Origin of the sequence: Liquorilactobacillus aquaticus DSM 21051 (genome assembly GCF_001436755.1) — a bacterium.
GTDB classification, from domain to species: Bacteria; Bacillota; Bacilli; order Lactobacillales; family Lactobacillaceae; genus Liquorilactobacillus; species Liquorilactobacillus aquaticus.
In genome coordinates this window covers 275,912-290,816 of the sequence record NZ_AYZD01000015.1, presented here as the reverse complement: position 1 = coordinate 290,816, position 14,905 = coordinate 275,912, and the positions used below count along the sequence as shown (strand labels likewise).

Below are 14,905 nucleotides of genomic sequence, written 5' to 3'. Positions count from 1 at the left end.
TTAGCATTTTTATATTGAATCAGGGGAGAAAAAGCTATGAAAATAATGGTTCAAAAATTTGGTGGGACATCTGTAAAAGACTATGCAGCAAGATGTAAAGCTGCTGAACATGTTAGTTACACTGTTTCTGCGGGCTATAAAGTTGCGGTTGTTGTTTCTGCTATTGGCCGTAAGGGAGCGCCCTATGCGACCGACTCCTTGCTGAGCCTTATTGATGGTGAAAAAACGAAGTTGAATGCACGTGAACTTGATATGCTTGTTTCAGTTGGTGAAGTTATTTCAACTGCTGTTTTTACAGAATTATTGAAAAAAAGAGGCTTTTCGGCAACAGCGATGAATGGCCCAGACGCAGGCTTCAGAACTAGTAATGAGTATCAAAATGCTAAGGTAATTGATGTAAAAACTGATGGGATTATGAATGCTTTCAAGACTAATGATGTTGTAGTAATCGCTGGGTTTCAGGGCTTATCAAAGGAAGGACATATAGCAACGCTGGGTCGTGGCGGGAGCGACACATCTGCTGCTTTGCTAGGGGCGGCTCTTGGTGCTGAAAGGGTCGATATTTTCACAGATGTGGCTGGAATGATGACCGCTGACCCAAGATTGGTTAAGAAAGCTCGTTTTTTAAAAAATGTCAGTTATGAAGAAGTAGCAAACATGGCGCATGAAGGTGCTAAAGTTATTCATCCGCGTGCTGTAGAAGTTGCGCAGCAGGCTCACGTTCCCTTGAGAATAAGATCAACTTGGGATGGGCTTGATGAGCTAGGAACACTTGTTTCTGATCGTAACCTTTCGATCCAACACTATAGGAGTGTAACAGGAATTGCACATCAATTAGGTTTAACGCAGTTCAGCGTATCTACGGTTGACTATTCTTCTGAAAAAATCTTTGATTTGTTAGCTTCAAATCATTTAAGTGTCGATTTTATTAATATTTTACCTGAAAAAATTGTTTTTAATCTAAAACAAGAAGAGGCAGAAATAGCTAAAAAGCTGCTGACAGATAAGAAAATACCTGTTAAAAGTATTAGTGATTGCGTGAAAGTTTCGATTGTTGGAGCTGGAATTATGGGCACCCCTGGAATAACAGCTAAAATTGTTTCGGCTCTTTCACAAAAAAATATCAAAATACTCCAAACGACAGATAGTTACACCACTATTTGGGTATTAGTTCGTCAAAAAGACTTAGAAGAAGCAGTAAATGTCCTGCATGATAAATTTTTATTGGATGATTAATAAAATGGAATCAATATTAGATATCTGGTATTATCAACCGCTGATTTTAATAGTTATCTGGGTGTTAATTTCTCTAGGGAAAAATAAATTTTCGCGGTTTTTCCCCAAAAAAATATTGGCAGTCGATATAATGACAGTTTTTATGTTTATAGGCATCTATTTTCTTACGCTTGATAAAAGTGGTAATTCTATCATTCCCTATATTTTACTTGGAATGGCGGTTTGGGGATTTTTTATGACATTAGTAGATGTTTTTATAAAAGGAGAGTTAATTTACAGTACTTTCTTTTTACGCTACTGGCGCTGTGTCGATCTTGTGGTCATTGTTATTTATTGTGGCCTGCTTGTTCTTAAAATAACAGGTCAAATATAATGATAAATTTTTATTAAAACGAAAAACAGTTAGAGAGTGTATCTAAATCACTTTCCAACTGTTTTTTTTGTATTTGATTTTAGTTTTGGACAGTTTGCTTATTCAACATTCTGCAAAAAAACTAACGAAATTAAATACAAGATTTATGATTGGTATAGTTGAATTTTACAAGTAAATAACAAAGGTGGTAATGACGTGTGAAAATGTGGCTTAAAGTGGGGGATTGTGGTAATATCAAGGTGTAGTACTGTCGGGGAGGTGCATCTTCATGTTTATGGGGGAATATCGACATACAATTGATTCCAAGGGTCGTCTAATTATTCCGGCAAAATTTCGTGATGATCTTGGGAATAATTTTGTAATGACAAGAGGAATGGATGGATGTCTATTTGGCTATCCTCAGAATGAATGGGAGCTCCTTCAAGAAAAACTGCAGAAACTCCCATTAACAAAAAAAGATGCACGTGCTTTCGTCAGGTTCTTTTATTCTGCCGCTACTGAGTGTGATTTTGACAAACAGGGTAGAATCAGTGTTCCTAAATCGCTGCGTGTGCATGCGGCGTTAGAAAAAAAATGTGTCGTTGTTGGTGTTTCGAATAGATTCGAAATTTGGGCAGAAGAACGTTGGGATGAGTTTTCAAAAGAAGTGGAAACAGACTTTGATGACATTGCAGAAAAAATGATTGATTTTGGATTGTGAGGAAGAACAAGTGGATAATTTTGAGCATACAACGGTCCTTCTTCATGAAGCTGTCGCGGGATTGGCTGTAAAAGAAAATGGAGTTTATGTGGATTGTACTTTAGGTGGTGGTGGACACAGCAAGCAAATTCTGAGCGAACTTTCGTCTAAAGGACATTTGTTTGCATTTGATCAAGATCAGGTAGCAATTGACTTTAATCGGGAAAAATTAGCTTTTGCTTTGAAAGAAAAAAAGCTGACTTTTATCAAAGCAAATTTTCGTGAACTAAATAAACAGCTTTCCGATCAAGAGATTAAGCATGTGGATGGTGTCTTGTATGATTTGGGAGTTTCATCTCCGCAGTTTGATAATGCACAACGTGGATTCAGCTATCGTTATAGTGCACCGCTCGATATGCGAATGGATCAAGACCAAAGCCTGAATGCTAAACAGATTGTTAATGAGTGGAGCTATGCAGAACTAGTTCGGATTTTTTTTCGTTATGGTGAAGAAAAATACGCTAAGTCAATCGCGCGTCACATTGAGAAGAAACGGGAACTTGCAGAAATCGCAACGACCGATCAGCTTGTTGAAATTATTAAAGAAGCCATTCCGGCACGTGCTCGCCGCAAGGGCGGTCACCCAGCAAAACGTGTTTTTCAAGCAATTCGAGTTGCTGTAAATGATGAGTTAGGTGCGTTGGAGGAGTCATTGACACAGGCATTAGAGATGCTTGATGTGGGCGGAAGAATAAGCGTAATCACTTTTCAATCCCTTGAGGATCGGCTTGTAAAATCAATGTTTAGAGAAAAAAGCCAGATGCCTGATCTTCCTCCTGGGTTGCCAGTTATCCCTAAAGATCAGCTTCCTGCATATCGACTTGTGAACAAAAAGCCAATTAAACCTCAGCCAGAAGAATTAACTGTTAATCACAGGGCACATTCAGCTAAACTGCGGATTATTGAACGAATTGCAATTAAATAAACGAAAGGGTGTGATATGATGCCACAAAATGCGGTAAGAAAATTAGAAGTACAACCAGAAAATAAAACAACTCCAATACATAACACTGAAATAAAAAAGAAAACAAGTCATGTTCCAATGTCACGCCTTGAAATGACTGTGCTTACAGTGGCAAGCTTGGTAGTGATGTGTCTAATGATAAGTGTGGTTTCTTCAAAAATTGCTTTGTCAAAAGCACAGTATAATTTGCAAAATGTTAATCAAAAAATTACAAGTACCCAAAATAAGAATGTTGATAAGAAGCAAGAAGTTAGTGAGTTATCAAGTCGCAGCCGTTTAATGGAGGTTGCTAAAGAAGTCGGGTTGACGATGAATGAGCAGAATATAAGGAATGTTAACAAATGAGTCTAAAAAATAAACGACAGATAGATAAACGCGAGTGGCAATATAATAGAAAACACTTTGGTATAGGAGTTTTTTTTATTGTAGGATTGATATTTGTGGTATTTATCAGTCGTTTTTTTTATATTGGAATTTACAAGAACGTGAATGGGGTGAATCTTCCGAAAAAAGCTGCCCAGCTTTATGCAACAAAAACTGAAGTAAAAGCTCAACGCGGAACGATTTATGATGCTGATAACCAGCCAATAGCTGAAGACACTTCAACCTATTCGATTTATATCATTCTTTCTAAAAAGGCAGTTGCTTTTGGGAAAAGGGAGTACTTAGCTGATAAAGATAAGGATAGAGCAGCGCGAGTCCTAAGCAAAAATTTGCCGATCAATTATGAAAGAGTAAAGAAAATTTTGAACCCAGTAGATAAAGATACTTATCAAGTTGAATTGAGTAATGCCGGTAAAAATATTTCACTTGAAACTAAGAAAAAAATAGCAGCGGCAGGAATAACTGGGATTAACTTTAAAGAATCACAGGCACGACTTTATCCAAACGGAATCTTTGCTTCTCATATTGTTGGAATTGCAGAGAATGAATCTGGAAAAATGGTAGGGGTTATGGGGCTGGAGAAGGCATTCAATAGCGATCTGACAGGTGTGAATGGCGTTAGAAGTTTTGAAAAAGATATTCATGGCACCCCCATTCCAGGTAAAAAAATAAAAACACAAAAGGCAAAGGACGGCGATAATGTCTATACGACTATCGATTCTAGATTGCAAACGTATTTAGAAACGTTAATGACGCAAGCTCAAAATAAGTATCATGCTGCTTCTTCAAACGCAATTTTGATGAATGCTCATACTGGAGAAATCGTTGCTGCAAGTCAGCGTCCAACTTTTAATGCGCAAACTAAAGATGGAATTGATCAGGTCTGGAGAAACACTTTGGCAGAAGACAGCTATGAACCAGGCTCAACAATGAAGGTCCTTACAATGTCTGCCGCGATTGATAGTGGGGTATACAATAGCAGCAGTACTTTTAAATCTGGAACGTATAAAATTGATGGAAAAACAATTGATGACTGGGATACAAATGGATGGGGCTATATTACATACCGAGATGCCTTTGTCCGCTCTTCTAATGTTGGGATGGCTCATCTGGAACAAGCGATGGGGAGTAAGGTCTGGTTAAAATATATCAAGCGTTTTGGGTTGTTGAAATCTACAGGTTCAGCCATGCCTAATGAAGCTAGTGGGAGTATCGAATATAAATATCCGATTGATCAAGCCAATACAGCCTACGGACAAGGTGTTACAGTAACAGGTCTCCAGATGATGCAGGCTTTTTCTGCAATTGCAAATGGTGGTAAGATGGTTAAACCGCAAATTGTAAAAAAAGTTGTTAACCCTAATAATGGCAAGGTAATCTTAAAGAACGGAACTGATGTTGTTGGTCAGCCTATAAAAAAAGAAACAGCTAATAAAGTATTGGAAATGATGCAGGATGTTGTTTATGACAAAAATGGAACTGGTTCAGCATTTAAGATTGATGGATATCGAATAGGTGTAAAAACCGGAACGGCACAGATCGGGAATTCTTCAGGAACTGGTTATTTGACGGGGAATACAAACTATATTTTCTCAGTGGTAGGGATGGCTCCTGCAACTAATCCCAAATATATTCTCTATGTAACGATGAAGCAACCTTCGACAATGGGGAGTGGAACATCTGGACAAATGCTGGCATCTATTTTTAATCCTGTCATGAAACGGGCGTTGGAAGAGGACAAGGAAACGACAACCTCTACTCCACAGATAAAAGTTACAGATGTTGTTGGTAAAAGCACAACAGCAGCTAAAATGAAATTAAGTGGGGCAGGACTTTTTGTAACAACAATCGGGAACGGAAATAAAATTATTGCACAATCTGTTTCTAAAAATAGTGTCTTATTGTCAGGGGAACGTATAATTATTTTGACAAATGGTGAAAAGACTATGCCAGATATCAGTGGTTGGTCACGGAGCGATGTGTTAAAATTAGCTAGTCTGCTAGGGATTAAGTTCAACATCTCGGGGGCGGGATATGTAAGTTCACAGAGTGTCGCAACGAATAAGTCACTTAGTGGTGTTGAAACAGTAAATGTACAATTAAAGTAGGAATGATGTGGTAAAGATGTTAGCAAGTAAATTGATTGAAAGTTTGAAGTTTAAAAAAGTTGAACCAGCCAGTTATGGCGATTTCGAGGTCTCAGCAGTTACACAAGATACACGTGAAGTGTCACAGAACAGTGTCTTTATTGCAATTGTCGGTTCTCAAATTGACGGGCATACACTTGTGGCTGAGGCTGTAAAAAAAGGTGCGGCAATGATTATTGCTCAAAAAAAGGTAGATTGTGATAATGTTCCTGTTGTCTATGTTGAAAATACAAACAGGGCAATGGCAATTTTGAGCGATTGTTTTTATGATTCTCCAAGTAAAGCAATGCGAATGATCGGTGTGACTGGTACAAATGGAAAAACGACGGTGACGCATATTATTGAAGAAATTTTCCGTGAACAAGGTGAAAAAACTGGACTGATCGGAACAATGTACCGGCGTATTGGTGATAAGATTTTTCCTACAAAAAATACAACACCTGATATTATCACATTGCAGCGCACTTTGAGCAAAATGCATAAACAAGATGTTTCTTCTGTTGCAATGGAGGTTTCATCTATTGCGCTTGTCCAGGGAAGGGTCTGGGGGATTGATTTTGATATTGCAGTCTTTACTAATCTAACGCGAGATCATTTAGACTACCATAAAACAATGGCTAATTATGCTCATGCTAAAAGTTTATTGTTTTCCCAGCTTGGTAATGAATATGGTTTTAAAAAGAACAGCAAAGTTGCAATTTTAAATATTGATGATCCTATGGGGAGAAAGTTGGAAGAAGATACGTCTGCCCCTGTGTTAACTTATGGAATTAAACATGAGGCGATGATCAAAGCTTCAAATGTTGTTATCCATAGTCAAGGAACCGATTTTGACCTGAGTGTTTTTGACCAAAAACAGCATTTGAAGGTTAAAATGGTAGGGTTATTTAATGTCTATAATATCTTGGCTTCTTTTGCGGCAGCATATGCCGCTGGATTAGATCCAAGTAAAATTATATCTGTTTTGTCATCTTTTAAAGGTGTCAAGGGACGGTTGCAGTTAATACCATCTTCCTCAGGAGTTAGCGCAATAGTTGATTACTCACACACACCGGACGGCTTGCTGAATGCTTTAGAAACGATTAATGATTTTGCAAAAGGAAAGGTTTTTTGTATTATCGGCTGTGGAGGAGATCGAGATCATGGTAAAAGACCCAAGATGGCTCAAATAGCATTGCAGTATAGTGATTACCCAATCTTCACTTCTGATAATCCGCGTTCAGAAGACCCTCAAAAAATTGTTGATGATATGCTTCAGGGCATTTCTCAAAATAGCAGTGTAAAGGTCATAATTGATCGGCGAAAAGCTATTGAATACGCCATTAATAAAGCACAATCTGGTGATATTGTACTGATCGCAGGTAAAGGTCATGAGGATTATCAGATTATTAAGGGGAAAAAGAATCATTTTGATGACGTAGAAGAAGCTGAGAGAGCATTCAAGAAAAGAGGAGCAGTTTAGGCAATGATAGGATTAGAGGTAGTAGTGCCCATTATCAGTAGTTTTATTATTACAGTTGTTTTTTTACCAATATTCATTAATTATGCACACAAAAAGAATCAAGGTCAGATGATTAGAGAAGATGGTCCCAAGTGGCACGAAAAAAAATCTGGGACTCCCACAATGGGTGGACTCGTCTTCAACGGTGCAATCGTAATTAGCGGAATTTTAATTCCGTTTATAATGAGGGAACTAACAGCTAGAGTTCTTGTTTTAGAGTTTATTTTGATTTTATATGGTTTACTAGGCTTTTGGGATGATTCTATCAAGCTTTGGAAAAAACAGAATGAAGGTCTGAAGGCGTGGCAGAAGCTTTTAGGGCAAATTATTGGCGGAATAGTATTTATGTTGGTCTATTTACATGAAGGACTGCCACTTTCACTCAGTTTCTTTGGTTATGAAATTCCACTTGGCTTTCTATATGTTCTTTTTGTAATTTTTTGGCTCGTTGGTTTTTCGAATGCAGTTAATTTAACTGATGGAATTGATGGTTTAGTTGCTGGGCAGTCGATTATTGCGTTTGGAACATATGCAATTGCCGCGTATGTTCAACAAGAGATTGATATTTTAATTTTTTGTTTAACCGTTATGGGAGCTTTGTTGGGTTTCTTGATATTTAACCATAAACCTGCAAAAATCTTTATGGGTGATATGGGATCATTAGCACTTGGAGGGGCATTAGCAGCAGTATCAATCTTGCTTCATCATGAATTATCGTTGTTAATTGTTGGTATTATTTTTGTAGTTGAAACGGTTAGTGTTATGCTACAGGTCGCTTCTTTCAAATTAACGGGTAAACGAATTTTTAAAATGAGTCCCATACATCATCATTTTGAATTGTGCGGTTGGAGTGAATGGCGTATTGATTTAACTTTTTGGACTATCGGGATTATCGCTGGAGCAGTTTTTCTGCTAACAAGTGTATAAAGTATTAATGTAAGCTAACATAATTTATAAGGAAGTCTTTGAAAATGAAAGAAATCACAAATTACAAAAATATGCGCATACTCATAATTGGTTTAGGGAAAAGTGGTTTTAATGCAGCTAAGCTGTTACATAAATTAGGTGCACAGGTGACAGTCAATGACTTAAAAAAACCGAAAGATGAGACAATTGTTACTGAGCTTGAGAATGCTGGGATAAGAGTTATTACGGGAAGTCATCCGTTGAGCCTTTTGGATGGAACCGAATTAATTGTTAAAAATCCGGGAATTCCCTATTCAAATATATTAGTTAGCGCTGCAGTGAAGCAAAACATACAGATTATTACTGAGCCAGAATTGGCATATGAAGTACTTGAGGCCCAAATGATTGGTGTAACCGGTACGAATGGTAAAACAACAACAACGACAATGATTTCTCTAATGCTTAACCAGGACCGCCAGAAAGGACGCGCCTATGTTGCAGGTAATATTGGTATTCCTGCTTCAGTGGTTGCTCAAAAGGCTGCTCCAGAAGATGTCATGGTCAGTGAACTATCAAGCTTCCAGTTGCTGGGGATTACAAAACTACACCCTCACATTGCTGTGTTAACTAATATTTATGAAGCACACACAGACTATCATGGAACGCGGGAAAATTATATTAAAGCAAAAATGCGAATTACGATGAACCAAGATAAAAGTGACTTCTTTGTAGTTAATTGGGATTCAGAAGAATGGCGAAATTTAAGCAAACAATCCCGTGCGAAGGTCATTCCTTTTTCACGGCAGGACAAGATAGAGACTGGTGCGTACGAAAAAGACGGTTTTCTCTACTATCGCGATGAAAAAATAATGGCCGCTGATGATATAAAGGTTCCAGGATCGCATAATGTTGAGAACGCGCTAGCAGCATTAACAGTTGCTAAATTGATGGGTCAAACTACCGAAAGTATCGTTGAGGTTTTAAAGACTTTTTCGGGTGTACGTCATCGCACACAATACGTGACAACATTCAACAAGCGTAAATTTTATAATGATTCAAAAGCAACAAATACGGAGGCTACAGAAAAAGCATTGTCTGGGTTCAAAGCGCCGATTATTTTGTTGGCAGGCGGACTTGATCGAGGTTTTACTTTTGAACGCTTAATACCATACTTTAAAAATGTGCGTAGTTTGATTGTTTTTGGAGAAACTGCAGATTTAATGGCAGAGGCTGGGAAAAAAGCTGGGATAAGTGACATTAAACATACAGAAAATGTTGTTACAGCTGTTCCATTAGCTTATAAGATGAGTCATGAAGGCGACATTATTCTTCTATCACCTGCATGTGCAAGTTGGGATCAATATCCGACTTTTGAGGTTCGTGGCGACATGTATATTAATACAATTGAAAAGCTGGTTAAAAAAGCGGAGGAAGAAAAATGAGGTTACTAGTTTCAGGCGGAGGCACCGGGGGGCATATATATCCAGCACTTGCTTTGATTGATGCTGTGAAGAAAAAAGAACCTTCCTCCGAAATCTTGTATGTTGGTACGCATAAGGGATTAGAAAATAAGATTGTTCCAGATGCAGGCATTCCTTTTAAGACTATTAGAATTCAAGGCTTCAAACGATCATTGTCGCTTGAGAATTTCAGGACAGTGTATCTTTTTTTGAAAAGCGTTCGTACAGCTAAGAAAATATTAAAAGAATTTAAACCTGATGTTGTTGTAGGGACAGGCGGATTTGTTTGCGGTGCGGTGGTTTATGCTGCAGCAAGAATGGGGATCCCAACCTTTATTCATGAACAGAATAGTGTGGCTGGAGTTACAAATAAATTTTTGAGTCATTTTGTTGATAAAATAGGTATTTCATTTACAGAAGCTGTTAAAAATTTTCCAGCCTCAAAAGTTATTTTCACAGGAAACCCTCGTGCCCAGCAAGTTGTTGGAATGAAGCCGAGCAATAGGCTTAAGGATTATGGGTTAGTATCGAATAAGAAAACAGTTTTAATATTTGGAGGATCACGTGGAGCGAGGAGAATAAACGAGGCGACAGTTGAATCATTTCCCTTTTTAAAGGACAAAGACTATCAAATTTTATTTGTCACGGGAAGTGTTCATTTTGACAAAATCAAAGAAATGATTGGTGAAAATTCACCTAAAAATGTTGCCGTCGAACCATATATACCGGATATGCCTTCGATCCTTCCTGAGGTCAGCTGTATTGTCGGCCGCGCTGGAGCAACAAGTTTGGCAGAAATAACGGCATTGGGGATACCTTCTATTTTGGTTCCAAGCCCTTATGTAACTAATGATCACCAGACGCACAACGCTCAAAGCTTGGTAAGTGCCCGAGCTGCGGAAATGATTAAAGAAGCGGATTTGAATGGAAAAAGTTTGGCAGCTATGATTAACAAGTTGATGTTGGACGATAACCTTCAAAAAACGATGAGCGAGAACGCTAAAAAAGCAGGTACGACTGATGCAGCAGACAAAATAACTGAAATTCTTACACAGTTGATTGCCGATTCTCATAGATAACAAGTATTAAGAAAAGGGGAGTGTGACTGAGATGAAGAAATTAAGGCGCTCTAAGCTTAAATCTCAAAATGCTAGTCCCCTTACTCCTTGGGAAAAAGCACAGCAGGAGCGGGAAAAAAAATCGAAGTGGAAGAAACACCAATTCTTCAATAAAAAGCGAATCGGGAACAAGTTGCCTGATTTAGTCAGACAGCGGCGAAAAGTTCTCAAGAGGCATTTAATCTGTAATCTTTTTGTGTTCTCCCTGTTAGGCTTAATGTCTTTATATTTGGTTCTCCCAGCTAGTAAAGTTCAGAAAATCGAAGTTTCTGGAACCGATACGCTTACTAAGGAGGCTGTCGTTAAAGCTGGTGGTGTTCGAAAGGGTAATTTACTTATAAGGACTTTTCTCAATGAAAAAGAAATAAAAAGTAAAGTAAAAAAACAGGTTTCTGACATTAAGGATATTAAGCTTGTCATTAGCGGAACAACAATTAGTTACGAGGTGAGTGAGTCTCCAATTGTTGGATATGTGGCAAAAAAAGGAAAATACTATTCTTTGAACAGTTTTGGTAATATTTCTAAGATTGCACGTGATGAAGCACAAGGAAACTATCCGCTTTATTATCAGTTTAAAAATCGGAACGAGTTGTCATCTTTGGCAAAGCAGGTAGCTCGTCTTTCGCCTAACCTGCGCAATGCGATGTCTGAGATTCACTATACACCGACTGATGTCAACGAGCAAAGAATTAAAATTTATATGAACGATGGAAATGAGATAATTGCCACGATTTCAACTTTTGCTAGAAAAATGGCATACTACCCAGACATCAAAGCAAAAAATAGTAATAAAATACTTGTTGATTTTGAAGTTGGAGCTTATTCATATCCACTAAATTAAAAAATAAAGGTTGAATATGATTAATTTAGGCATTTGAGACGCGAGAAGTGTATTAATGGGAAACAGTGTGGTAAAATTTAAATAATCAAATTGAGTAATTTCTTACTATAATAGTGTTTAATTAAATTTAAGAAAAGGGGGGCTCTATTGATGGAAAATTCTGGAATATATGTTGGACTCGATATTGGTACGACATCGATTAAGGTAATAGTTGCCGAACATATAAAAGATCAGATGAACATCATCGGGGTGGGAAGTGAACGTTCAGACGGATTGAGTCGCGGAGTGATCGTAGATATCGATCGTGCTGTCAGCGCAATTAAAAAGGCGATCCAGCAAGCTGAGCAAAAAGCGAACATCCAGATATCAAAAGTAACAGTTGGAATTCCAGCAAATCTTCTCGAGATCGTCCCTTGCAATGGAATGATTGCTGTTAGTGATGAAGCTGGAAGTTCAAAAGAAATAGATGAAAATGATGTTTACCGAGTTACCGAAGCGGCGCTCGTTCAAAAACTTCCTCCTGAACGCGATGTAATTGATATCATTCCGGATGAATTTATTGTCGATGGTTTTGATGGCATAAAAGATCCTCGGGGAATGATAGGTGTGCGTTTGGAGATGAACGGGGTTGTGTACACAGGTCCTAAGACAGTTTTGCATAATACGATGAAATGTGTTGAAAAAGCAGGACTTAAGATTGAGGGCACAGTTGTTTCAGCTCTAGCACTTTCAACTATTGCTTTGAGTGATGGTGAACAAGATTTTGGAGCTGTTATAATTGATATTGGTGGTGGTCAAACAACTGCTGCTGTTGTACATGATCATAAATTAAAATATACATACGTTGACCAAGAGGGCGGAATGTTTGTCACAAAAGATATTTCTGTTGTTTTAAACACCTCACTTGAGAACGCAGAAAAAATCAAGCGTAATTATGGTTATGCGACAAGCAGTTTAGCCTCAAAGGATGATGTATTTCCTGTTGAAGTTGTTGGAAAAGTTGATCCAGTTCAAGTGAGTGGAGAATATCTGAGTGAAATTATCGAAGCAAGGATGACTCAAATTTTTGAAAAATTGAGAGACGAACTTGAAGATATCAGAGCTTTGCAACTTCCAGGAGGCATTGTACTTACTGGTGGACTTGCTGCACTTCCTGGAATGAAAGAACTTGCTGAAGATATTTTTGGCGTAAACGCCAAAGTTTTCATACCACAGCAGATGGGATTGAGACATCCATCTTTTTCACAAGCAATTGGGTTGATTAAGTATGTTATGCAACAGGGTGAAATTGAAAAAATTGTAAAAAGCACCATTGCTAGTGGAGATGAACTTGATGCTTTGAAAGAAAGCAACAAAGTCGTAGCACTTAAGCCACAAGTTGAAGAAAAAGATATTAAAAAGAAACGTAATGCTGGAAAAAAGAATAATGCTTTTGAGGGTGTCAAAAATTTCTTCAACACATTTTTTGATTGATTTATAAATTGGAGGGAAAGCGTAATGGAATTTTCACTAGATGCAAATGAAAACACAGGTGCAACAATCAAAGTGATCGGTGTAGGCGGTGCTGGCGGGAATGCAGTAAATCGTATGATTGCCGATGATGTTAAGGGTGTTGAGTTTATAGTTGCCAACACGGATGTACAGGCTCTAAAAAGTTCTAATGCTGAAACTAAGATTCAACTCGGACCAAAACTAACACGGGGGTTGGGCGCGGGTTCAAATCCTGAAATTGGGAACAAAGCTGCTCAAGAAAGTGAAGAATCGATCGCTGAGTCGTTGAAGGGTGCCGACATGATTTTTGTGACCGCAGGTATGGGCGGTGGAACAGGTACTGGTGCTGCACCAATTATTGCAAAGGTAGCAAAAGAACAAGGAGCGTTAACTGTCGGGGTGGTTACACGTCCATTTAGTTTTGAAGGGCCTAAACGTGCGCGATACGCTGCTGAAGGTGTTGCACAAATGAAAGAGCATGTGGACACGCTGGTTATTATTGCAAATAACCGTCTATTGGAAATTGTCGATAAGAAGACCCCAATGCTGGAAGCCTTTAAAGAAGCCGACAATGTTTTACGGCAAGGTGTTCAAGGAATATCTGATTTAATTACTTCACCAGGCTATGTCAACCTTGACTTTGCTGATGTTAAAACGGTGATGGAAAATCAAGGTTCTGCTCTGATGGGAATTGGTTCTGCAAATGGCGAGAATAGAACTGCAGAAGCAACAAAAAAAGCCATTTCTTCACCGTTGCTTGAGGTCTCAATAGATGGAGCTGAACAAGTTCTTTTGAATATCACTGGGGGACCTGATTTAAGTCTTTTTGAAGCGCAAGATGCTTCTGACATTGTAGCACAGGCTGCAACAAGTGATGTTAATATTATTTTTGGAACTTCGATTAATGAAGACTTGGAAGATACAGTTGTTGTAACTGTTATTGCAACTGGAATTGATAAAAAGAAGAGAGAACAGGCTCAAAGACGTAACAATCGTTTGAATCCGCTGGAGGATAAAAATACACAGTCTTCTGGTATTGAACAACAGGAAGTAAAATCTGGTGAGAATGCAGACCCACTTAGAGATTGGGATCTGAGACGCGAAATTTCGGGTGAACGGAAAGTTAATCAAAATGAACGTCAAGATGAATTCCAAAATGTTGAAAAGAAAAAATTCGATATTTTTAAGATGGATGCTGCAAAAGAAAAAAATGAAAACGATGATGATGGCTTGAGTACACCACCATTTTTCCGTCATCGTCGTAAATAATAAAAAAACACATTGGCGTGATAGGAGGGGTGGATATGGCTCTTGGTGAAAAGATTGGACGCTTTTTTGGAATGGCAGATGAGGATGAAGCGTATCAATCAGATGATTTTTATGCGAAAAAAGATAAAGATTTGGCTGATACTTCCAAGAATTCAAAGGTCGTTTCGATGCATGCAAGAGGGCAAGAAAAAGTGGAGAAAAAAATTGCATTATTTGAACCAAGAATATATTCTGATGTTAAAGTTATTGCCACTCGTCTATTGAACGACCAAGCCGCAGTTGTTAATTTCCAAAGGATGGATGAGCAGCAAGCACACCGTGTTGTAGATTTCTTAACCGGGACTGTGTTTGCCATTGGTGGAGAAGTCCAACGCATAGGAGAACAGATTTTTCTATGTACGCCACATGGATTTGTTGTCGAAGGAAATGTAGCTGCCGAATTTTCCGATAATGATTTTTGAATGATTAAGGGGTTA

At 38.2% G+C, this 14,905-nt stretch carries 14 protein-coding genes; all 14 read left to right on the top strand.

Annotated features, from left to right (window positions below; genetic code table 11):
• Positions 1 to 36 precede the first annotated feature (36 nt).
• The 14 genes from dapG to FC19_RS04725 all read left to right on the top strand — a co-directional run bounded on the left by dapG (position 37) and on the right by FC19_RS04725 (position 14,890).
• Positions 37 to 1,236, top strand: coding sequence for an aspartate kinase (gene dapG, locus FC19_RS04790; RefSeq protein ID WP_057875852.1), 1,200 nt, complete (start codon positions 37 to 39; stop codon positions 1,234 to 1,236).
• A 4-nt stretch (positions 1,237 to 1,240) separates the two neighbouring features.
• Positions 1,241 to 1,609 carry a DUF3397 family protein gene (locus FC19_RS04785; RefSeq protein ID WP_162261182.1) on the top strand — a complete coding sequence of 123 codons (369 nt, stop codon included), beginning with the start codon at positions 1,241 to 1,243 and terminating at the stop codon, positions 1,607 to 1,609.
• A gap of 268 nt (positions 1,610 to 1,877) precedes the next feature.
• Positions 1,878 to 2,309: a division/cell wall cluster transcriptional repressor MraZ gene (mraZ, locus tag FC19_RS04780; RefSeq protein WP_057875850.1), complete on the top strand. Its 432-nt coding sequence runs from the start codon at positions 1,878 to 1,880 to the stop codon at positions 2,307 to 2,309.
• Between the two features lie 10 nt (positions 2,310 to 2,319).
• Complete coding sequence (gene rsmH, locus FC19_RS04775) at positions 2,320 to 3,273, top strand: 16S rRNA (cytosine(1402)-N(4))-methyltransferase RsmH (protein ID WP_057875849.1); 954 nt, start codon at positions 2,320 to 2,322, stop codon at positions 3,271 to 3,273.
• Between the two features lie 18 nt (positions 3,274 to 3,291).
• On the top strand, positions 3,292 to 3,657 hold the full coding sequence (gene ftsL / locus FC19_RS04770) for a cell division protein FtsL (protein ID WP_057875848.1): 366 nt from the start codon (positions 3,292 to 3,294) through the stop codon (positions 3,655 to 3,657).
• Positions 3,654 to 5,804, top strand: coding sequence for a penicillin-binding transpeptidase domain-containing protein (locus FC19_RS04765; protein WP_057875847.1), 2,151 nt, complete (start codon positions 3,654 to 3,656; stop codon positions 5,802 to 5,804). Before ftsL ends, FC19_RS04765 begins: the two co-directional genes overlap by 4 nt.
• A gap of 16 nt (positions 5,805 to 5,820) precedes the next feature.
• The gene (locus tag FC19_RS04760) at positions 5,821 to 7,305 is read left to right on the top strand and encodes a UDP-N-acetylmuramoyl-L-alanyl-D-glutamate--2,6-diaminopimelate ligase (RefSeq protein WP_057875846.1); all 1,485 of its coding nucleotides are present in this window, start codon (positions 5,821 to 5,823) and stop codon (positions 7,303 to 7,305) included.
• A gap of 3 nt (positions 7,306 to 7,308) precedes the next feature.
• The gene (gene mraY, locus FC19_RS04755) at positions 7,309 to 8,271 is read left to right on the top strand and encodes a phospho-N-acetylmuramoyl-pentapeptide-transferase (RefSeq protein ID WP_057875845.1); all 963 of its coding nucleotides are present in this window, start codon (positions 7,309 to 7,311) and stop codon (positions 8,269 to 8,271) included.
• Positions 8,272 to 8,315: 44 nt separating this feature from the next.
• Positions 8,316 to 9,692: a UDP-N-acetylmuramoyl-L-alanine--D-glutamate ligase gene (gene murD / locus FC19_RS04750; protein ID WP_057875844.1), complete on the top strand. Its 1,377-nt coding sequence runs from the start codon at positions 8,316 to 8,318 to the stop codon at positions 9,690 to 9,692.
• On the top strand, positions 9,689 to 10,789 hold the full coding sequence (gene murG, locus FC19_RS04745) for an undecaprenyldiphospho-muramoylpentapeptide beta-N-acetylglucosaminyltransferase (protein ID WP_057875843.1): 1,101 nt from the start codon (positions 9,689 to 9,691) through the stop codon (positions 10,787 to 10,789). The genes murD and murG overlap by 4 nt, the downstream gene beginning before the upstream one ends.
• 31 nt (positions 10,790 to 10,820) lie before the next feature.
• The gene (locus FC19_RS04740) at positions 10,821 to 11,669 is read left to right on the top strand and encodes a cell division protein FtsQ/DivIB (RefSeq protein ID WP_057875842.1); all 849 of its coding nucleotides are present in this window, start codon (positions 10,821 to 10,823) and stop codon (positions 11,667 to 11,669) included.
• A gap of 150 nt (positions 11,670 to 11,819) precedes the next feature.
• Positions 11,820 to 13,142 (top strand): cell division protein FtsA, encoded by a 1,323-nt coding sequence (ftsA, locus tag FC19_RS04735; RefSeq protein WP_057875841.1) that lies wholly within the window; start codon positions 11,820 to 11,822, stop codon positions 13,140 to 13,142.
• Positions 13,143 to 13,166: 24 nt separating this feature from the next.
• Positions 13,167 to 14,429 (top strand): cell division protein FtsZ, encoded by a 1,263-nt coding sequence (ftsZ, locus tag FC19_RS04730; protein WP_057875840.1) that lies wholly within the window; start codon positions 13,167 to 13,169, stop codon positions 14,427 to 14,429.
• Between the two features lie 35 nt (positions 14,430 to 14,464).
• Positions 14,465 to 14,890, top strand: a complete 426-nt coding sequence (locus tag FC19_RS04725; protein WP_057875839.1) for a cell division protein SepF — start codon at positions 14,465 to 14,467, stop codon at positions 14,888 to 14,890.
• The last annotated feature ends 15 nt before the right edge of the window (positions 14,891 to 14,905 follow it).